This is a genomic window from Paenibacillus sp. 1-8 (assembly GCF_056316205.1).
The window spans coordinates 4,803,630-4,825,453 of sequence record NZ_CM149995.1 but is presented as its reverse complement, the minus strand read 5'-3'; the positions used below and the strand labels follow the sequence as shown (position 1 = coordinate 4,825,453).

Below are 21,824 nucleotides of genomic sequence, written 5' to 3'. Positions count from 1 at the left end.
TTCAAATGTAGAGGAGGAAAGCGGCATGAAGGCGGAAAATAGTAGTAGTGGTATTTTGTCCAAACGTTCCAAATGGCTGGCTGTCGTCATGGCATGCACGATTATAGTAGGGGGGGCTCTACCAGCTCCAACTGTAGTTCACGGTCAAACGGCAAAGACCGTTACCATTAAAGTCGATACATCCAAGGATCGTAAGCCTATTAGCCCTTATATATACGGTACGAATCAGGATTTGGCAGGTGATGAGAATCTGACTGCCAGACGACTGGGTGGTAATCGAATGACCGGATATAACTGGGAAAACAATATGTCCAATGCAGGAAGCGATTGGCAGCAATCCAGCGATAACTATTTATGCAGCAATGGCGGTCTGACAAAAGCCGAATGTGAAAAGCCGGGGGCGGTGACGACTTCGTTTCATGATCAATCGCTGAAGCTTGGCACTTATTCTTTAGTCACGCTGCCGATGGCCGGTTATGTGGCCAAGGATGGAAACGGAAGTGTGCAGGAAAGCGAAAAGGCCCCTTCCGCTCGTTGGAATCAGGTCGTAAACGCTAAAAATGCGCCGTTCCAACTACAGCCTGATCTGAATGACAATCAGGTTTATGCAGATGAATTCGTCAACTTTTTAGTGAAAAAGTACGGCGCTGCTTCAACAAAGACGGGTGTGAAAGGATATGCGCTCGACAATGAACCCGCTCTCTGGTCGCATACGCATCCGCGCATTCATGGTGAAAATGTCGGAGCGAAAGAGTTGGTGGATCGGTCGGTAAGTTTATCCAAAGCTGTTAAGGCGGTTGACGCGGGTGCGGAAATTTTTGGGCCGGTCCTTTACGGTTTTGGCGCCTATAAAGATCTTCAAACTGCACCTGATTGGAGCTCTGTAAAAGGCAGCTACAGTTGGTTCGTGGACTATTATCTGGATCAAATGCGTCTCAGCTCGCAAGCCGAAGGCAAGAGATTGCTGGATGTGTTCGATGTGCACTGGTATCCTGAAGCGATGGGCGGAGGCATACGAATTACGAATGAGGTAGGCAATGACGCAACGAAGAAAGCCAGAATGCAAGCGCCTCGTACTTTGTGGGATCCGACCTATAAGGAAGATAGCTGGATCGCTCAAGGGAACAGCGAATTCTTGCCTTTACTGCCTCGATTGAAGCAGTCAGTGGACAAGTATTACCCGGGAACCAAGCTGGCTTTGACCGAGTATAGCTACGGCGGCGAAAATGATATTTCCGGCGGGATCGCTATGACCGATGTGCTGGGCATCTTGGGCAAAAACGACGTTTATATGGCAAACTACTGGAAGTTAAAGGATGGTGCCAACAACTACGTTAGTGCCGCTTACAAGCTTTACCGCAATTATGACGGAAAAAGCTCTACTTTCGGTGATATCAGCGTTAATGCGCAAACGTCCGATATTGTCAATAGCTCGGTGCATGCTTCCGTAACGGATGCATCCTACAAAGAACTGCACCTTGTTGTCATGAATAAAAGCATGGACAGCGCATTCGATGCCCAATTTGATCTTTCCGGCGAGACGACTTACGGTTCCGGTAAAGTATGGGGCTTCGACAAAAATAGCTCGGAAATTAAGGAAGCAGCGCCAATTACGCAAATTTCAGGCAACCGCTTTACCTATACAGTACCGCCTTTGACGGCTTATCACATCGTGTTGACTGCCGGCAATGATACGTCTGTGCCACCTGGGGAAGGTCCTGAAAGCTTTGCGCTGAGAGCTGAGGCTGGCGATGGGAAAGTCGATTTGTCCTGGGACGCTTCCAGCGGAGTTGTAGGTTACAGTGTACAGCGGGCAACGTATGAAAACGGTCCTTTTACTGCTGTAGCATCCAACTTGATCGAAACGTCTTATACGGATACTAACGTAACGAACGGCACTTCGTACTATTATAAAGTAAACGCAAAAACAAATGCGGGAACGAGCGATTCCAATGTCTTGAAAGCGGTTCCGCAGGCGTCTGTAAAGGGTTCGCTTCGCTATGAAGCCGAAGATGGCACGCTGAAGGGAACCATTGTGGAATCCAGCGGGACCGGCTTCTCCGGTACCGGTTATGTAACTAATTTCCACAATGCAGGGGATTCCCTGACGATGACGATCCAGGCAGAGGCGGCAGGCTTGTACAATCTTACAATCGGCTACCGTTCTCCTAGTGATGACAAACGCACGAATTTCTCTTTAAACGGCAAAGCGTCTGGAGAGCTGGTACTTTTGAAATCGGCTGATTTTAAAGAAACTTCCGGAGGCAAGCTTCTGTTGAATGCAGGGGCGAATACGATCGGTTTTGAAACGGGCTGGGGCTGGTATGATATCGACTACGTCAAGCTGGAGCCAGCTGCTGACCGTCCGCCGCATGCGGTAACCAAAACGCTCATCAATCCGAATGCGACGGTAGAAGCAAAAGCATTGATGAACTACCTGGTTGATCAATACGGCAAGAATATGCTCTCCGGTCAAGAGGATATGCCCGAAATTGATTGGCTTCAAGCGAATGTAGGTAAAAAGCCGGCTATTGCGGCGCTTGACCTGGTTGACTATTCGCCAAGCAGAGCGGAACACGGTCTTCGTTCCACAGAGACGGAAAAGGCGATTGAATGGGATAAGCAAGGGGGCATTGTTACCTTTGCATGGCACTGGAACGCGCCGAAAGGTCTTATCGATACGCAGGGAAAAGAATGGTGGAGAGGCTTCTATGCCGATTCGACCACATTCGATATAGAATATGCGATGAATAATCCAGAGTCCGAAGATTATAAATTACTTATTCGCGACATCGATGTAATTGCAGAGCAATTGAAGAAGTTGCAGGATGCGAAAGTTCCTGTCCTGTTCCGTCCTTTGCACGAAGCGGAAGGCAAATGGTTCTGGTGGGGCGCTAAAGGTCCTGAGCCTGTTAAAAAATTGTATATTTTGATGCACGACCGTTTGACTAATGTGCACAAATTGAACAATCTGATCTGGGTCTGGAATTCGGTTGCTCCCGATTGGTATCCGGGAGACGACTATGTGGATATTTTGAGCTTTGACTCTTATCCGCAAGCAGGCGACTACAGTCCTCAAATTGTAAAATATGAAGACCTTGTTACATTAGGCAAGGACAAAAAGTTAGTTGCCATGAGCGAAAACGGACCTATCCCGGACCCTGATCTGATGAAGGCGTATCAAGCCCATTGGAGCTGGTTCGCTACATGGTATGGGGATTTTCTGAGAGACGGCAAACAAAACAGTCTTGAGCATCTGAAAAAAGTGTATAATCATCCGAACGTCATTACGCTTGACAAGCTCCCGACCAACTTAAAAACGTATGGCATTACCGAGCAGCCGTCAGTACCGGGCAGCTTCACGCTGAATGCAGCGGGCGAAACGGCGAAAGTAAAACTGAGCTGGACAGCATCGGCGAATGCGGCAAGCTATGAAGTGAAGCGTTCGATGGTTGAAAACGGCATGTTCGCGACAGTAACGAGCGATGTATACGGAAGCAGCTACACCGACACAGCCGTAACGGCAGACACGACGTACTATTACCAAGTCGTAGCGAAGAACGATGCAGGACAAACGGTTTCGAACACGGCTAGCGCAGCGCCGAAAGCGGATACTCAGCAGCCGACAAAGGGACTGTTGCTCCAGTATCGCGCAGCGGATACAAATGTGAACGACAATAACTTGAAGCCGCATTTTCGAATTTTAAACAAAGGTACAACCTCCGTACCGATCAACGAGTTGAAAATTCGCTACTACTACACGATCGACGGTGACCGTGACCAGACATTCAACTGCGACTATGCGGTGCTGAGCTGCTCGAAGCTGAATGGTAAGCTGGTTAAAATGGATAAATCTGTAACCGGCGCTGATTATTATTTGGAAGTCAGCTTCAACTCGAATGCAGGCGTGTTAGCACTTGGAGAAAGCACGGGCGAAATTCAAACCCGTATTCATAAAACAGACTGGTCGAACTATAACGAAAGTGACGATTACTCGTATAAAGGCACGCAAACTTCATATGCTGATCATACGAAAGCTACGTTGTATCATAATGGCGTACTTGTTTGGGGAACCGAACCGACAGCTAATTAAGACAAGCGTCCGTTATACGGCAACATGTGAATCAACCGATTATTTGCCAAGAGAGGGGGGGCATTACGTTCTTCTCTTGGTTTAAGCCACCAGTTTCTATGGAGAGTCTTTAAGATCATATGCAATTAGACTAGGCCAATCTTAAGGGATTGGTCTTTTTTATTGATTATTTTGTAAAAAGAGAAATGATTTGTTTATTTTCATCGTTCTTGTAACACATCAAGAATTATAATTTCCTTTAGAGCTGGTGGGAAGGGGGATAGATAAGATAAGTACCAGTGCACGATTGAGAGCAACTGGCTCGGTGGATAAAGGGGGGACTTTAGAAGGAACTTGCTAAAAGCGATTCGTATGTAACAATGGCGCTAAAACCACTTGTTTGAAAGGAGTTCGTAGGTATTGAAATAGTTTTATAGAGGGGCTGACCTGTTGTGTACCTCATGCTCAAAGGACATAAGGTAGTGTCGCATTTTGGAAAAATTCATCTTTTTTTTATTAGACGATCCAAAACCAAACCAACAAGATACCAGAAACCTAGTGTAGTCAAGTATACAACGACTATTGGAATACCTGCTTCTCGTACAAATCGAAATGATTCATACATCCAAACCAACGGGCTAATGATAGCCAATAGTATATTATAGTCATCATAGCCCAAAACATTTACAACAATCACTAAAATTGAGATTAGGATCAGCCAAAATCGAAATGATTTCATTGACCATACCTCCAAACAAATATTTACAGTTAACATAACATATAGTCGCCGTAGTTGCAAAAAATAATACAACTACTTCTTAGAATATAAAAAGGGCTATGTAACCTACCACTCTAGGTAGAGAAAACATAGCCTTTTTGATCTTTTGCGTACATGGCTAGTCGGGAGCAAATTAAAGTTATCCTTAGTCGTCCGAATCATCGGGGTTACTTGCTGTAAGCCCGCTTTCTGAGGAAGTGAACAGTTCCTTCAATATCCGATAAGCTTTATTTTGGTCGGCTTCATTCTGCTTGGACAGTAAATGAACACATTCCCATATCCAAGGCTGGCTTCGAAGTTCCTCATATGGGTTGAAGTCAAAAAATGCAAATACGTTTGTTTCCAGCGCTTCGGCTATTTTTTCCAAAGTTTTAATCTGTACATTGACCTCACCGCGCTCCAACTTGCCGATATAGGAGCCTGTTGAATCGGATGCTTCCGCCAGTTGTTCTTGTGTAATACCACGCAAAGTCCGAAATTGGCGGATTTTCGCTCCTATGAGTTTTGTTGTTTCCATAGACATCCACACTCCTATAGTATGAGTGTAGACAAAGGTAGATCAAGCGTGGAGGTAATCGAATTGCCTAAATAATATAGTATTAAGTCCCTGTAAGGACTTTTATACACATTAAATTACAATATATATTAAAACGGTGTAAAAAAAGGGGTTGACCATCATCCAGTTTATTCATATAATTTCTAGTATATTGTAATTGTTTGTCGAGGAGGGTGATTTTTTAAAATCATCTGAATATGCCGGGGGTGTTTTTATTGGAAAATGCAACCACGATTCGTTCGGAAATTGAGAAAGAGTTAAAACTTGGTGGCTACACTTTTAATAGTTTTGGACAAGCTACGGGTCTTAATCGGGGCATATTTAGTGCTATGCTTAATGGCAATCCGCCTAAACCGATTTCCGTAAGACAAATGGACTTAATTACTAAAGCGCTTAACTATCCAGAGGACTGGTTGTATGACCTATACGTAGATGAATGCTTTTACGATGGCAGACCTCATTGGAAAAGAGTTAAGCCATTCCTGATTCGTTGTGTTGAAGTGGGGAACTTGCGGTGTGTGGAGAAAGTGCTTTCACGCCTAATGGAGGATCTCAACCACATTCCAACGATCTTTGCTTTGGCAGAGGAGTTGTATGAAGAAGGGAAGCTGCAAGAAGCAGTTCCTTTCTATGAATGTGTTATTGAAAATGAGAAGTATCAACATTCCGAGAGGTTGGCAATTAGCCATTATAGAATTTTTTCAATCTCTGTTAGTGAAAATATGAAGATAAATTTTGAAGCTGCACTAAGATTCGTACCCTTTAGAAATCGGGTACCCTTAGATTATCATCTAGATGGTCTGCTTAAACTGTCAAATCTTTATTACAACTTGCATCAATGGAAAGAAGCAGAGCGTTATGCAGATGAATTAAGAGCTCTTGCAACTATTGTTTGTAAGAGCAGAGAAACTAATAAAAAGAAATTTACATTGAAAACTGAGAGACATTTAGTCGTCTACTATGGTCAAGGTTACTTGACGAAGGGAAATGCATTGGAAAAGCAAGGAAGATATGAAGAAGCCATGCAGTATATTTCTGGCTATGCCGATTTGAGTTGGTTTAAAGATTTAGGGGAAATTGGTCAGCAAGAAGTGCAAAGGTTTACTCTTTGGGCACATGCTAATCAACTTAATTTAAATATTCTTATGGGAGATACAGATAGTTTACCAAAGTATATTCAATTTCTTAAAAGTAATCCCCCTGAAATTTTATTGGGGTTATTAACGATAGTAGAGTCGGCTAACAAGCATGGTTTTTTGATAGAACATATTCTACAACAGTTTTCTAACGAACTGACGTCCTTTAATAATGAATTATCTGTTGGTACCAGTTATTATAAGCAGTCATTTAGTTACGACACTTATGCTGATTTGTGTTACCAACTGGCTATATATATGTTTAATAACCTTTTCCATGAGAAAGGTGTTTATTATATTTTAAGAAGCTTAAGAAAATATCTTGAAATCAATAATAAAGATAAGTGTATGGTCTGTACAGCTTTGTTTGAAAGATTCAGACTTGAGGCTACGAAAGATCAAAAATCAGAATATGAAAGAATCATGGAGGAGGTTTTAGTTAATGCAAGTAAAAAACCTGAAATACATGCTAATTATAGGGCTTATTAGCTTCTTTGAATTTTCCCATAATATTATTGTTTTTGGACATGGAACTGGAGCTTAATAGTTATCAAAAAACCAGTCCTAATAAGGCTGTTTTTTTGATTTATCCCGTTAAAGGGATGAAATGGGTTTTATTATATTATTAACCTGTAGGGAAGGTATCAGCTTGTAAACTAACTATAAATACCATACCAAACAGGAGGTTTGTTGATGTGAAATTGCAAAAATTGGAGGACTGCATCGAAGAAAAGCGTAAGGAATTAAATGATTTGGCGAAAGAGGTGGGCTTGAAGGATCGGCAGGTGTTGACCAAGTCTATGGAGTTGGATCGGCTCCTTAATTTGTACAGCGATTGGAAATATAGCTACCACAAGCAGACCATCCCCCAAAATTCACCATTGCAAGAGAAGCAACACGAGTGTGCCTTATCTTATTGATTTTCCAGCATCATGACAAGATATACCTAACTTCACCTTGGCTTCTAATACATAGTGGGGATATAGACTTAAACAAAATAACCTCTCTCATCTCTCGTACGCCGCTCTATACAACGCTGTTCGTACGGTTTATTGTTCTGCGTCATCAGAGCGGAAGCCATGTAGAACTATATAATATGTATCTAAAAAACCTCCCGGTTCACGTTGAGTGTGACTGAGGAGGTTTTTGGCATTTACTGTTGAAGCTGGCGCAGCACGGTAATTTCGACACGGCGGTTTTTTTGTCGTCCGGCCTCGGTCGTATTATCTCCAACCGGTCGGGTATCGGCATAACCCGCATATTGAAATTCCGAGGGTGACAGATTTTCTCTGTCGAGAAAGAATCGAAGCACCGATAGCGCCCGTGCCCCGGAAAGCTCCCAGTTGTCCTTGTAGGTCGAAGCGTTCGAAGAGCGTGTGAACGGAATATTGTCCGTATGGCCCTCGATGCTGATCGGCGTTTTCAAATCCCGGAACAGACTGGCCAGCTTGGATAACGTGTTTGCAGAGCCTTGCTTGAGTGCAGCCCTGCCCTGATCGAATAAAAAGCGGTCGCTCAGGGTGATGACAATACCGCGAGGCTGATCTGACACAAAAATCTGATTTTCCAGTTTGTTGTCCGTAATATATTCTTGAATGACACCCATTAAATTTTGTAGCTCTTTTTCCTGCGTGCGAAATGCTTGTTCACGTTCGGTGAGCTTTGTCGATCCAGCTTCCTTTTTATCGGCTGCTGGTTGCTTGGTCGTGGGCGGATTCTTACTTGTGTGCTGATCCGCAGTACCCGTAATGCCTGAGCCTTGCTCCAAAATAGAATCGCCCTTATGGAACGTATCCTGTAGGGATTGAACAACGACATCGTATTTTTTAGCATCCAGACTACTCATGGCATACATCACAACGAAAAATATGAGCAGCAGGGTGATCAGATCGGCATAGGTAATCATCCAGCGGTCACGATGGTCTCCGCCTCCTTGACTCCCACGGCGCTTAGCGCGCGCTCTCATGGAAGTCCTCCTTTGGAGCAACGTCATCTGTACGTGAGCGACGACGAGGTGGCTTAGGCCCCAGAGTTTTCTCTGAACGGATAAAGAACTCCAGTTTTTTGCGTACAAGCTTCGGATTCTCACCGTTTTGGATGGCGAGAATGCCTTGCAGCAGTAAATCCATCGTGACCATTTCATTTTCGCTGCATGCTCTGATTTTGGATGCGATGGGCAGGAAAATCAGATTGGCACTGGCAACGCCGTATAGTGTAGCGATAAAGGCCACAGCAATAGACGGTCCAAGCGCTGTTGGCTCGGTCAGGCTGCCGAGCACATGGATCAGGCCCATCACAGTACCGATAATCCCCATCGTAGGGGCATAGCCGCCTGCGGATTCAAATATTTTGGCATATCCTTCGTGTTTATGCTCAATGGTATCTAACTCGAGTTCCAGAATTTGCTTGATTTGCTCCTGCTCGGTGCCGTCAATGACCAGTTGAAGACCTTCGCGCAGAAATGCATTCGGATGCTCTGAGGAAATACGCTCCAGCGCAAGCACCCCGGATCGGCGGGAGGTGGCCGCCATGGAAACCAAATCTTCAATATATTGCTCGGAGAGGTTGTCCTCACGGCTAAACGCCATCCGAAGGGCAACTGGTACGGTCTTCAGCTTGGAAACGGGGTAGCTGATGACGACTGCGGCGAATGTTCCGCCAAATACAATCAGAGCCGATGTACCTTGAAGCAGCCCTGTAAATTCTCCGCCTTCCCATAAGAAGCCACCGATTAATGCTATGATTCCGGCGATGATGCCCAATACGATGGTGATATCCAAAATTTAATTCACTCCTATTCAAGACTTATCGTTTGCATCCAAGGTAAGAAAGAGGTATAATACGGGAACAAACATTCTTATTCAACCATATTTCCCAAGTATCATTGCTCGGGAAATATCGACATAGGTTTACAGGTAAAGACGTTTCAGCTCGACTGTTGTAGAAACATGATGTTTCCATTTTAGACGATAAGGGTGATGCAGGGCAATGAGTGATATCGTTGTTAGCGATAAGACTTTTGAAATTCAGTCGGAATTCCAGCCTCAAGGCGATCAACCCCAGGCCATTTTTGAATTGGTAGAGGGGATTGCAGAAGGAAAAAAGCATCAAACACTATTGGGTGCTACGGGAACAGGTAAGACATTTACCATCGCGCAGACCATTGCCAAGCTGAATCGGCCTACTTTGGTTATTGCACATAACAAGACTTTGGCTGCCCAACTGGCGAGTGAGTTTAAGGAGTTTTTTCCGAATAACTCAGTCGATTATTTTGTCAGCTACTATGATTACTACCAACCGGAAGCATACATTCCGTCTTCCGATACGTATATTGAGAAGGATTCCAGCATCAATGAGGAGATTGATAAACTTCGCCACTCCGCCACAAGCTCTCTGTTTGAGCGTCGTGACGTTATTATTGTAGCGAGTGTCTCCTGCATTTATGGTCTGGGTTCCCCGAAAGAATATTCAAGCCTGCTGCTCTCGCTTAGAGTCGGCATGGAGAAACCCCGCAATCAGATTTTGTCCCGCTTGGTCGATATTCAATATCAGCGGAACGATATCAACTTCGTGCGGGGTACTTTCCGTGTACGGGGAGATGTTGTTGAAATATTCCCGGCTTCCCATGGGGAACACGCTATACGGGTAGAACTGTTCGGGGATGAAATTGAACGGATCACCGAGATTAATGTGCTTACGGGTGAATTGATCGGTGAACGTGATCATATTGCCATTTTCCCTGCATCTCACTTCGTTACTCATGAGGATACGATGAAGGTAGCACTAGTCAACATTGAACGTGAGCTTGAAGAGCGGTTAGTGGAGCTGAAGGAACAAGGGAAGCTGCTGGAGGCACAACGTTTGGAGCAACGTACCCGCTATGATATCGAGATGATGAAAGAGGTTGGTTTTTGTTCCGGCGTCGAGAATTACTCAGGTCCACTGACATTCCGCGAGCGGGGGGCGACACCGTATACGCTGTTGGATTATTTTCCGGATGATATGCTGATCGTGATTGATGAGTCTCATGTTACATTGCCACAGATTCGGGCGATGTATAATGGTGACCAAGCGCGTAAGAATGTACTGGTGGAGCATGGTTTCCGTCTGCCATCCGCGCTGGATAACCGCCCGCTGAAGTTTGAAGAGTTCGAGGACAAGGTGAGTCAGATCGTCTACGTTTCAGCTACACCAGGCCCCTATGAGCTGGAGAAATGTGAAACGACTGTGCAACAGATTATCCGGCCTACGGGGCTTCTTGACCCGATCATTGAGGTGCGGCCGAGCAAAGGACAGATTGACGATCTCATTAGTGAAATACGGCTTCGGATGGAGCGTGAGGAACGGGTACTGGTCACCACGCTTACCAAGAAAATGTCTGAGGATCTGACCGACTATTTAAAAGAAGTGGGTATCAAGGTCAGGTATATGCATTCCGAGATTAAGACGCTGGAGCGGATGGCGATTTTACGAGATCTTCGTTTGGGTACCTTTGATGTCCTGATTGGAATTAATCTGCTGCGGGAAGGTCTGGATTTGCCAGAAGTGTCGCTGGTGACGATTTTGGATGCGGACAAGGAAGGCTTCCTGCGTTCCGAGCGTTCACTCATCCAGACGATTGGACGGGCAGCACGGAATAGCGATGGCCGTGTTATTATGTACGGTGACAAAATTACGGATTCTATGGATAAAGCGATAAAAGAAACCGAACGCCGCCGTACGATTCAAATTCAGTACAATGAAGACCATGGCATTACCCCGCAAACGATTCGCAAAAAGATTCGTGATGTCATTGAAGCAACCAAGGTGGCCGAGGCACGTAATGATTACCTTCCTGGTGAGACAGGTAAACTTTCCAAGAAAGAGCGTCAGTCGCTGATTCAGCGTTTGGAAGCGGAAATGAAGGATGCCGCCAAGAATCTTCAGTTCGAGCGGGCCGCCGAGTTGCGTGATGCTTTGCTGGAGCTGCGGGCTGATTAAGCTTTCAGGGGCGATTAGTAGAACGAACACATTGAAAATGAAATGGATGATTGCTTTTAAAAATAGAGAGGGCGGCCCATGTGGTCGTTCTCTTTGCGATATATCACTTGCTTGGGGTATCCCATGCAATATAGCATGACGTGAACTATGGCTAAGGAGATGAAACATTTGGCGAATGAAAGCATCATCATCAAAGGCGCTCGGGCGCATAATCTCAAAAATATTGACGTGACTATCCCCAGAGACAAATTTGTCGTCCTGACGGGGCTAAGTGGCTCAGGTAAATCGTCACTGGCTTTCGACACGATTTATGCAGAAGGACAGCGGCGTTATGTGGAGTCTTTATCCGCGTATGCGCGTCAATTCCTGGGACAGATGGAGAAACCGGATGTGGATTCCATTGACGGACTGTCTCCTGCGATTTCCATTGACCAAAAGACTACGAGCCGTAACCCGCGTTCTACCGTTGGTACGGTTACGGAGATTTATGATTATTTGCGGTTGCTGTTTGCCCGAATTGGTCACCCTCATTGTCCTGAGCATGGCGTTGAAATTACATCACAAACGGTTGAACAAATGGTGGACCGCATTTTGCAATATCCTGAAAAGACAAGACTGCAAATTTTGGCTCCATTGGTTTCGGGACGCAAAGGTGAGCATAAAACGCTGTTTGCGGATATTGCCAAGCAAGGCTTTGTACGGGTGCGTGTCAATGGCGAACTGCGTGAGTTATCCGAAAAGATCGAGCTGGAGAAAAACAAGAAGCATTCCATTGAAGTGGTTGTAGACCGGATCGTAGTGAAGGAGGATGTGCGTACACGTCTGTCCGACTCTATTGAGACAGCATTGAACCTTTCAGGAGGTCAGTTGCTGGTGGACATAATGGGGCAAGAAGAGCTGCGTTTCAGTTCTAATTTTGCCTGTCCGATCTGTGGTTTTAGTATAGACGAGCTGTCGCCGCGGATGTTCTCTTTTAACAGTCCATTCGGTGCTTGCCCGGATTGTGATGGATTAGGCGTTAAAATGGTTGTCGACCCCGACCTGCTTATTCCTGACCCGGAGAAAAGTGTAGAAGATGGAGCATTTCAGGCGTGGAGTGGAGGAACTTCTACCTATTATCCGCAATTTTTACAGTCCGTATGCGAGCATTATAGTATTCCACAGAACATTCCTGTCAGCCAACTGACCACGGAACAAATGAACATCTTATTACATGGAACGGGCGACCAGAAGATCCGGTTTCGTTATGAAAATGATTTTGGTCAACGCAAGGAAGCCTATGTGACCTTTGAGGGAATTATTCCGAATCTGGAGCGTCGCTATCGTGACACAGCTTCTGATGGTATCCGTGAATTTATTGAAGGATTTATGAGCGCAAAGCCGTGTAATACTTGTAAGGGACATCGTTTGAAGAAAGAAACTCTGGCGGTGACTATTCAGGAGCGTAACATTGCCTATGTAACTGATTTGTCCATCGGCGAAGCATCTCAATTTTTCATAACGTTGGTGTTGAGTGAGAAAGAACAGTCCATTGCTAATCTTATTCTTAAGGAAATTAACAGCCGTTTGGGATTCCTCGTTAATGTTGGTTTGGAGTACCTGACCTTAAGTCGTGCAGCGGGAACGTTATCCGGTGGTGAGGCACAACGTATCCGGTTGGCGACACAGATCGGTTCCAGCCTGATGGGCGTACTGTATATTTTGGACGAGCCAAGCATCGGGTTGCACCAGCGGGATAATGACCGACTGATTAGTGCATTGGAGCATATGCGGAATCTCGGGAATACACTGATTGTGGTGGAGCATGACGAAGATACGATGATGGCAGCAGATTATATTATTGATATCGGACCGGGAGCTGGAATCCACGGCGGCATGATCATGTCACAGGGGACTCCGCAGGAAGTTATGGAGGACCCGAATTCCTTGACCGGGCAATATTTGAGCGGACGCAAGTTTATTCCGGTCAATACCGAGCGGCGTAAGCCTGCTGACAAGTGGCTGGAAATCCGGGGAGCCAAAGAGAACAATCTCAAAAATGTGAATGTCAAAATTCCGCTTGGGGTTTTCACGGCTGTTACGGGTGTGTCCGGCTCCGGAAAATCTACGTTGGTTAACGAAATTTTGTACAAAACACTGGCGCGTGATCTGAACCGGGCGAGAGTGCGTCCGGGTCAGCATAAGGAAATTCGCGGGCTTGAAAATATCGAAAAGGTCGTAGAGATTGATCAGTCTCCAATTGGCCGCACGCCGCGCTCCAATCCCGCAACTTATACTGGAGTATTCGATGATATCCGGGATTTATTCTCGCAGACGAATGAGGCCAAGGTGCGGGGCTACAAAAAGGGTCGTTTCAGCTTTAACGTAAAGGGCGGCCGTTGTGAAGCTTGCAGAGGCGACGGGATCATCAAGATTGAGATGCACTTTTTGCCAGACGTGTATGTTCCATGCGAAGTGTGCAAGGGCAAACGCTATAACCGGGAGACCCTTGAAGTGAAATACAAAGGTAAGAGTATTGCTGACGTACTGGAGATGACGGTAGAGGATGCGACAGAGTTTTTCCAAAACATCCCGAAGATCCATCGCAAGATCCAGACGCTAATGGATGTAGGTCTGGGATATATCAAGCTGGGACAGCCTGCGACTACCTTGTCCGGGGGCGAAGCGCAGCGGGTGAAGCTGGCTTCCGAACTGTATCGTCGCAGCACGGGTAAGACGATTTACATTTTGGACGAGCCGACAACGGGTCTGCATGTTCACGATATTGACAGATTGCTGACGGTGCTGCATCGTTTGGTTGATTCGGGAGAAACAGTATTGGTCATTGAGCATAATCTGGATGTGATTAAAACAGCCGATTATCTGATTGATTTGGGACCGGAAGGCGGTAGCGGCGGTGGCACGATTTTGGCTACTGGAACACCTGAGCAGCTTGTGAAGGTCGAAGAATCCTATACAGGACGGTATTTGAAGCCAATCCTTGAACGGGATACACAGCGCAGCAAAGCGCTTCAGACAGCCGATCTGTAGACATCATTTAATGTAAGTCTTGTAAGCCCCACACAGGTATGGAGGCAGAATACGAATTAGCGTATTCATTCCTTTGCCTTGGTGGGGCTTTATTTTGTAAAAAAAGAGAACTTTTATCCAAATCTTGCGTTAAAGCATGTGACACATAGTTTACCAAGCGCTGGAATAATAAATCTATACGTATATTCATCGGCAGAAAGTCTCGGAGCAGTCTCCATTTTGGAGTTTCAAATGTTTGGGCTCGGGCTTGAAGAGGTAAATATATAAATCATGATTGTATAGCATCGCATGAAGTTCCGTGACCACGTGACAACCAGTACAAGTTGAAGCGAAACCGTTAGTCTATCACATCTAAGGTTTTTAAAAACATCTCTGAGGTAAAGTCATGAAGGGAGCTGGAACGTTTGAAGGGAATGCGAAACGGGTTTCTACGTACACGTGTTTATTCATGGACAGCAGGAGTTGCCTTAGCGGCATGGGTCATGGGTTTTAGCGCTGTTCCGTCTTATGCATCCGAGGTGTCCGAGGCGGCTGTGCCCAAGCAGGCTGAAATTGAAACAAGCGCGGCAATTGGAAGCTTTGAGGATGAAGGGAATCCACACAATTATATTCAGCCCGCAGCGAATGGTGGGTTTCTGGTACTGAACATCGAAGACAACACTGAGACAAGTGTGGCGCATGTCACGTACGGCAAGCTGGACAGCTCGCTGGAGAGTGTGTGGAAACATGAGCTGGATCTGAATGTGCAGCCTGGTGCAAGCAGTAGGGGAGTCCAGCGGGAGACGTCGGATGGTGGCTCGCTGCTGCTTATCGACTATACGAAGCCAGACGGGATACGGGAGTTACAGGCTTCACGGTTAGATGAGGGCGGGAATAGCGTGTGGTCCAAAACGTTACAAACGGATGGCTTGGCATCCCATGGACAGAACTCCCTTATAGGTTTGGAACCGCTTGCGGACGGCGGATTTCTTGTATCCTCTCTCGACCGGGCGGAACAAGCATTTACCGTACTCAAATACTCAGAAACTGGTGAGGAGCTGTGGAACCGAACGAAGGACGGGGTGACCTCGGGTTGGCTGGTTGGCAATCACGATGGATATTATGCACTTATGAACAGTCCGCATGGCCCGGTAGGAGTACAGGCAGATGTGTACGGCCAGGAAATCCGTAACATTAATTTCGATTTGGGCTCTGGTAAGGATATTGCAGAGGTACGGGAGTTGTCCGGTGGCCATATAGCCGTCACAGGGCTTAAAGGGAACAGCAAGCGTACACAGATTTTGAGCAACGGACTGCAATTGTTCGGTGATACAGAGGATTATCCGGCTGACCGGGTATATCTGCCGGAGGAGCAGGTGTACGTTCGGTTTAGTGACCGATATGATCCGCTGGGAGGCAGCACGAAGATGCATGGGATTACCATCACTGGCTTGAAAGGGAACGGTACGAAGGTTTGGGAAACCACTACCCATTACAAGGAAGACAATTCCTTCGGCATCCGATATGACACGGGACTCATATACAAAATACCGACAGGCTATGCAGTGGTGACATCCACATCCGGCGGCGCTCATAAACCGGTAGTACTTGATTTTGCGAAAATATGGATACCGGAATAATCTGAATAATCCGGTATCTTTTTTTGAAAGCGCAGAAGATGACCTTTTGCAGCCATGTTATGACCACAAGAAAATAGCCTGCTTGTATGCGAGATACAAACAGGCTGCCTTGGAAGGCCTATTAGGTTAAGAGAACACATGATAGAAGAGCCTTACTTACAGACCTCAGGAAGCAGCGGTGCTGGCCTGCAAAATAGCAGACAGCTTTTCCTGAAAAGTCGGAATGCCTACCCGATGTACATACGCATAAAAGGTTTCGTCGGCATTTCGATTTTCTTTGTAAAACAGAATCAGTTCGGCCAACACAGGGCCAACCTGATCACCACGTACGCGGCCTTTGAGGGCTTTACTGAACTGGGCACCCGGTCCGAGCGCTCCGCCGACAGCAATGTCGAACGCGTCGACCATACCCTCGGGTGTTTTAATGAGCGAGCCTTGCAGACCGATGTCTGCAATATGCTTGTGTCCGCAGGAATTCGGGCAGCCGATGAAATGAATGCGTACTTTTTCGTCCAGCTCTACGTGCTGATCCAAATACTCGGCAACATCAACCGCCCGCTTTTTAGTCTCCACAATCGCCAGATTGCAGAATTCATTCCCGGTGCATGAAACGGTACGGCTCATAAAATGCTTGGGCTGTGGCGTCAGGCGTTGCAGCACAGGAGCCTGTAGTAATTCATCCACCTGATTGTCCGGCACGCCGCTCAGCAAAATATTTTGTGACATGGTGGTACGAATCTGTCCATCACCGTAGCGGTCAGCCAGGTCGGCCAGCTCGTGCAGTTCGTCAGCATCCAGACGGCCGACTGGCACGTTCAGACCGACATAGTTTAGACCCTGCTGCGCTTGTGGATGCACACCGTCAAAGTAGGCTGCTTGCCAGCCGATCGTTTTATCCTCGCCCCGGCCGGGCATTTCGCCGATATACTCCGTGAGCTTGGCTAAAAACTTTTCCGGGCCCCAATCGGCGATGAGAAATTTTAAGCGGGCATGATGTCGTTTTTCCCGATAGCCGTAATCCCGGAAAATGGTGGTGACTGCAATGGAAACCTTCAAAACTTCATCAGGACGGACAAACAGGTCCAGCGATTGCGCCAAATGCGACTTGGCGGATAAGCCCCCACCGACCATCACATGGAAGCCGATGACTTCTTCCCCGTCGATTACTTTAGTGGCTGGCGTAAAGGACAAATCGTTAATTTCAGCCTGCGCATTATTGTACGTGTTACCGGAGATGGACATTTTGTATTTACGCGGCAGATTGGAGAAGTCCCGATTTAACACGAAAAAACGGTTGACTTCATCCACAATGTCCTTGGTGTCGACCAATTCATTCGGATCAATGCCTGCCAACGGATTGCCAACAATCGTACGCGGGCAGTCGCCACAGGCTTCAAAGGAGTACAAATCAACTTTTTCCAGCCGCTCAAAAATATCGGGTAAATCTTGAACCGTCAGCCAGTGAAGCTGAATAGCCTGACGGGTGGTGACATCAACGAGACTGCGTCCGTACAGTGTGGATATGTCCGCCAATGCATGTGCCTGCGCTGATGTCATGATACCTGTAGGAATACGGATGCGCATCATAAAATGACCGTCCTTGGGCTTTTGCTGATACACTCCGGCCCATTTGAAACGATCCATATCGTCCGCAGTGATCGAATCGAAGCCTTCGCTCGCATAGTTTTCGATAATGGTGCGTATGACGTCGAGGCCGTCCTTTTCCAGCTTGGCAAATTCGAATTTGTTCAGTTTATCGGGATGAGCGGTCCAGATTGGTTCGTAAGCCATCCTTTCAACCTCCTTCATAAGCGTTGATTACAGGGATTCAAAGTTATTCTTTTATTTCCGACAATAGAACTAAGATATAATGTGATGGTATCATAGTTGGGAGTGCCCGTAAACGAAGGAATGGCCCAAACGCTATAACGATTATTTATCGTTTTTGCTTATTTTCTTGATATAAGGATTTGGTAATTTTATAGTATAAATGACATGAGGGGTCATGTAAGCGGCAAACATAGCTTTTAAAAAAAAAGATAGGGCTTAAAGCGATTGTATGCGTGTCTCCTCTATGGTAGATTTGGACTAACTGATAGAACAGGGTCATGTTAGAGAGGAAAAGGTGAAACTATGCGTAAGATGGGGAAAAGGGCTGTCATACTGGCTTTGAGCAGCGCTTTGTGTGTTTCTGGAACAGCAGGTGCAGCCAGCAGTGGAACTGCTTTGAAAACAAAGGTCATTAACGGCGGGGTCTATGTCAACGTAGGCGATGTGAATAAAGCATTAGGAACCAGCGGCGCGTATAACAGCGCAAATGGTACATATACGTTATCGGCCGATCGTGTGCCGCAGGTGGTTAAAAATGTATCTCCCTCTGTGGTAGGCATCATCGGTCGCTCAGCAACGGGACAAACCGTGGCAGGCGGAGATCGGTACAATCTTGCTCACGGTACGGGGGTTATTATTCGGACAAATGGATGGATTGTCACGAATGCACATGTTATTGAAGGATTAAATGATGCTGTGGTCGTGACCTCGGACGGTAAATCTTACAGTATTACAGATAGCTACAGTGATCCGGTCAGCGACCTGGCATTGGTTAAAATCAAAGCAAGCGGCCTTAAACCTGCTACCTTAGCGGGCTCGCCGAATAATCTTCAGGTGGGAGAGCAGGTAGTGGCTATCGGTACGCCTATCTCTTTTTCCCTGCGTAATTCGGCAACTTCGGGTGTCGTCAGCGGATTGAACCGTGGCGTCAACGCTGCCTATCGACTTATCCAAAGCGATACCGCGATCAATCCTGGTAACAGTGGTGGTCCGCTCGTAAACCTCAAAGGAGAGGTAATCGGGATCAATACGATGAAATTTTCGGCTGTCGGTATTGAAAATATGGGCTTTTCGATTCCTTCGGATACGGTGAAGTATGTTATTGCTCAATTTTTCAAGTATGGTGAGGTTCGGCGTGCCAGTCTTGGTCTAGGATTGGAAGAGAGCTGGTCGGCGATCGTGGGGCTGCCTACGGAGGACCCTTTGAAAGTCACAAAAATTACTTCGGCTAGTGCTGTTCAGGCCAAAATCAAGGAAGGCGACGAGTTGTATAGCATAAACGGCAAGCGTGTGGCTTCCGCTATCGATGTTAACGAGTTGCTTAAAAGCTATCAGCCTGGGCAGACGGTGAGCTTGCTTATGCAGACGGACGGCGATATTGTAAAACGCAAGTTGGTACTGTCACAGGATAATGGTGAAATCTATGAATCTATTCAGGGCGGAGAGGATGCCGGGGACTCGGATGAGTCGGCTGGTGATGGCAATGTAGTGCCTTCCAAGGGAGCATCTGAGTCAGTCCAAGAGGCAGCCGCTACAGGGAAGTAAATGAAAACGGATCGTTATGATATCAAATATAGCTAGAGGGAGATTACTGTGAAGCATATTCAAAGAAAAATGATGCATAAGCTGGGAGCTGGCGCGGTTGCATTGTCCGTTCTGCTATCTGCTTTGCCAGCAGTGGCGGCGGACAGCGATAAACCGATCTTGGAGCTACGCCTGCAAGGCGGCAGCAACACAGCCATCGTGAACGGTCAGAATGCCAATATTGCAAAACCCTATTCAAAAAGCGGTGCGTTGATGGTTCCGGCTGGTGTGTTCAAAAAAGCATTTAACAGCAAAATTCGGCTGGCCGAAGATAATGTGGTCAAAATTAGCAGCGGTGCTCGCATCGTATCGCTGACCATGGGTAGCCGTACTGCCTGGGTGGGCGGTCATAAGGTAACACTCCCCGCTCCACCGGAAATGTCATCAGGTGTCCTGATGGTTCCGCTGCGTCAAGTAGCAGAAGGCCTTGGAGGCAAGCTGGAGAAGAATGGTGCGGGCATTGTCATTCGGATGGAGGCGCAAGAAGAGGCAGGCACGGTAGCTGAAGAGACGCCAAGCATTGATAACGATGAGGGCAAGACGCAGATCGGGAACAGTTACTACGATTGGTCCATGAACTATCCAACAGGGCTGGTCATCGGTCAGGGTGGCGGGGATGAGAGCATTTCCACATTTATGGACGAGAATAGTGCGTATTATATGGAAGTGCATACGGCCCCACAGCCGGTCCCGTTGAATGCGGACGATTTGCTTCAACAACTGGTGCAAGCCGCCAAGGAGACGGGAGAAATCGTTATAGATCGAAAATCCTTCCCGAAATCAAAGGTACCTTATGCTCGTGTCATTACGAAGGATGGGGACGGCGTGCTGTGGGAAAACCGTCAGTATTATGACAACGGAAGATTGTATGTCATTTATTTTTCCGATGCCAAAGCAACGAACTATAAGGATCTCGCACAGTATGCGGGTCTGTTAAATTCCTTCAAGACCTCCTTCAATGCACAGGATAAAAGCATTAAAGACCTATCGACCGTCGTAGGGGGAACACGTGAGGCTGGAAACCTGGACTATGGTGTGTCGCTTAGCATACCGGCAGGTTGGAAAATGGACGATCAGCGGATGCAGTACGAAAGCAATGATGGATCGAGTTTCCGCTTGAACGTGACTTCAGCTCCTGCTGATGCCACGTTGGAGAACTGGAGCCAACAGCTGCAAAAGTGGCTGAGTGATTCATTTGTATCTACAGCTTATGAGTCCCAGAAGACCTATCCACTTGAGGTTGCGGGGGTTAAGGGGCTGGTTCAGGAGTATCGATACAACTTTGGCGATGGATGGGTTAAGGAATACAATGTGCTGATTCAGCAAAATGGATACCGCTATCTGGCTGAATACGCTGTGCCGGAAAAAGTGAGCAAAGGGAATGATCAGTTCAATGCGCTCATTTCCTCGCTTCAAATCGATTTCCAAACCGTAGCGAGCAACTTCGGACAACTGGAAGAGGACGACTATCTGGCAGACAAAACGAAAACGGTCAAAAAGACTTCCAAAGCCTATGCGTACACGGTGAATATTCCACGATACTGGACAGCGATCAGCGACCAATTTGAATTGGGTGATGTGGAATACCAGTTTACTGGAGGACGCTTCTCTATCAAGGTCGACAATGACCAATCGTTCGAGTTAACGGTATCCCAGCTCAAGGACTTTTACGATAAGCAGGGTAAAAGCTACAAAAACCTCAAGGTTGAAGAGGTTAAGGACGTGACGTTCGCCGGGGTTCCGGCAGCTTCCTTTACATTCCACCGTGTGGAAGAAGGTATTGGCTATACAGGCCGCCAAATTGTTCTGGAGCGTGACGGAAAAACGTATACCGTGGCAACGACGCTGAATGACGCGAACAATACGGCTGTGCAGTCTACTGCACTGGATTCGACGCTGAATTCGTTTAATTTTGTGAAGTAGAGGGTGTAGGGAAAAGATTAGCGAGTTATGGTGGGGAGAGCGCTGCGCGTGCCATTTGATCCTTCGATCGCTGTTGACCCGGGATTCTTTGATTGTATAAGGGATTGAATGGTAAGAATCCCGGGTCAAAGGCGAACGCTGCGCTTCTACGGATTCAAATGGCCCGCTTCGCTGGTGCCCGCCATAAGATCGCCAATCTTTTTAAGAGTGAGGTAAGCAGGGAAGATCAAGGGTTGTTCAAGCATCTCCAATGTACCGTTTGACGGGGTAGGGGGTGTTTTTTATTTTTAGTACGATATTTTTGCAAGGAATCGCT

At 46.6% G+C, this 21,824-nt stretch carries 12 protein-coding genes; 8 read left to right on the top strand and 4 right to left on the bottom strand.

Annotated features, from left to right (window positions below; genetic code table 11):
• Nucleotides 1-25 precede the first annotated feature (25 nt).
• A complete protein-coding gene (locus tag AC0WRU_RS22225) occupies nt 26-4,093 on the top strand; it encodes a glycosyl hydrolase (protein ID WP_476126320.1) in 4,068 nt (1,355 codons plus the stop codon).
• Between the two features lie 902 nt (nt 4,094-4,995).
• On the opposite strand, the gene AC0WRU_RS22220 is transcribed toward AC0WRU_RS22225, so the two are convergent.
• Nucleotides 4,996-5,367 carry a helix-turn-helix domain-containing protein gene (locus AC0WRU_RS22220; protein WP_476126319.1) on the bottom strand — a complete coding sequence of 124 codons (372 nt, stop codon included), beginning with the start codon at nt 5,365-5,367 and terminating at the stop codon, nt 4,996-4,998.
• Between the two features lie 254 nt (nt 5,368-5,621).
• Between AC0WRU_RS22220 and AC0WRU_RS22215 the strand changes: the two genes are divergently transcribed.
• Both AC0WRU_RS22215 and AC0WRU_RS22210 read left to right on the top strand, forming a co-directional pair.
• Nucleotides 5,622-7,031 (top strand): DNA-binding protein, encoded by a 1,410-nt coding sequence (locus tag AC0WRU_RS22215; protein ID WP_476126318.1) that lies wholly within the window; start codon nt 5,622-5,624, stop codon nt 7,029-7,031.
• A gap of 206 nt (nt 7,032-7,237) precedes the next feature.
• Nucleotides 7,238-7,462, top strand: a complete 225-nt coding sequence (locus tag AC0WRU_RS22210) for an aspartyl-phosphate phosphatase Spo0E family protein (RefSeq protein ID WP_025684164.1) — start codon at nt 7,238-7,240, stop codon at nt 7,460-7,462.
• A gap of 233 nt (nt 7,463-7,695) precedes the next feature.
• Here the strand turns inward: AC0WRU_RS22210 and AC0WRU_RS22205 are convergent, their stop codons facing one another.
• Both AC0WRU_RS22205 and AC0WRU_RS22200 read right to left on the bottom strand, forming a co-directional pair.
• Nucleotides 7,696-8,508 (bottom strand): flagellar motor protein MotB, encoded by an 813-nt coding sequence (locus AC0WRU_RS22205; RefSeq protein WP_476126317.1) that lies wholly within the window; start codon nt 8,506-8,508, stop codon nt 7,696-7,698.
• Nucleotides 8,492-9,322, bottom strand: a complete 831-nt coding sequence (locus AC0WRU_RS22200; RefSeq protein WP_476126316.1) for a flagellar motor protein — start codon at nt 9,320-9,322, stop codon at nt 8,492-8,494. Before AC0WRU_RS22200 ends, AC0WRU_RS22205 begins: the two co-directional genes overlap by 17 nt.
• 208 nt (nt 9,323-9,530) lie before the next feature.
• On the opposite strand from AC0WRU_RS22200, the gene uvrB reads away from it, so the two are divergent.
• The 3 genes from uvrB to AC0WRU_RS22185 all read left to right on the top strand — a co-directional run bounded on the left by uvrB (nt 9,531) and on the right by AC0WRU_RS22185 (nt 16,171).
• Entirely contained in the window at nt 9,531-11,522 is a 1,992-nt protein-coding gene (gene uvrB, locus AC0WRU_RS22195) for an excinuclease ABC subunit UvrB (protein ID WP_476126315.1), read from the top strand.
• A 168-nt stretch (nt 11,523-11,690) separates the two neighbouring features.
• Entirely contained in the window at nt 11,691-14,552 is a 2,862-nt protein-coding gene (gene uvrA / locus AC0WRU_RS22190; protein WP_476126314.1) for an excinuclease ABC subunit UvrA, read from the top strand.
• A gap of 413 nt (nt 14,553-14,965) precedes the next feature.
• A complete protein-coding gene (locus AC0WRU_RS22185) occupies nt 14,966-16,171 on the top strand; it encodes a hypothetical protein (protein WP_476128701.1) in 1,206 nt (401 codons plus the stop codon).
• A 165-nt stretch (nt 16,172-16,336) separates the two neighbouring features.
• Here the strand turns inward: AC0WRU_RS22185 and AC0WRU_RS22180 are convergent, their stop codons facing one another.
• Nucleotides 16,337-17,962, bottom strand: a complete 1,626-nt coding sequence (locus AC0WRU_RS22180; protein ID WP_476126313.1) for a nitrite/sulfite reductase — start codon at nt 17,960-17,962, stop codon at nt 16,337-16,339.
• A 342-nt stretch (nt 17,963-18,304) separates the two neighbouring features.
• Here AC0WRU_RS22180 and AC0WRU_RS22175 point away from each other — a divergent pair, with 342 nt between their 5' ends.
• The gene (locus AC0WRU_RS22175) at nt 18,305-19,546 is read left to right on the top strand and encodes a S1C family serine protease (protein ID WP_476126312.1); all 1,242 of its coding nucleotides are present in this window, start codon (nt 18,305-18,307) and stop codon (nt 19,544-19,546) included.
• 48 nt (nt 19,547-19,594) lie between these two features.
• On the top strand, nt 19,595-21,508 hold the full coding sequence (locus tag AC0WRU_RS22170; RefSeq protein ID WP_476126311.1) for a stalk domain-containing protein: 1,914 nt from the start codon (nt 19,595-19,597) through the stop codon (nt 21,506-21,508).
• Nucleotides 21,509-21,824: the final 316 nt, after the last annotated feature.

Coding starts and splice junctions, on each gene's coding strand:
- AC0WRU_RS22225 (WP_476126320.1), top strand. CDS start 26: ATGAAGGCGGAAAATAGTAGTAGTGGTATTTTGTCCAAACGTTCCAAA.
- AC0WRU_RS22220 (WP_476126319.1), bottom strand. CDS start 5,367: ATGGAAACAACAAAACTCATAGGAGCGAAAATCCGCCAATTTCGGACT.
- AC0WRU_RS22205 (WP_476126317.1), bottom strand. CDS start 8,508: ATGAGAGCGCGCGCTAAGCGCCGTGGGAGTCAAGGAGGCGGAGACCAT.
- uvrB (WP_476126315.1), top strand. CDS start 9,531: ATGAGTGATATCGTTGTTAGCGATAAGACTTTTGAAATTCAGTCGGAA.
- AC0WRU_RS22185 (WP_476128701.1), top strand. CDS start 14,966: ATGCGAAACGGGTTTCTACGTACACGTGTTTATTCATGGACAGCAGGA.
- AC0WRU_RS22180 (WP_476126313.1), bottom strand. CDS start 17,962: ATGGCTTACGAACCAATCTGGACCGCTCATCCCGATAAACTGAACAAA.
- AC0WRU_RS22175 (WP_476126312.1), top strand. CDS start 18,305: ATGCGTAAGATGGGGAAAAGGGCTGTCATACTGGCTTTGAGCAGCGCT.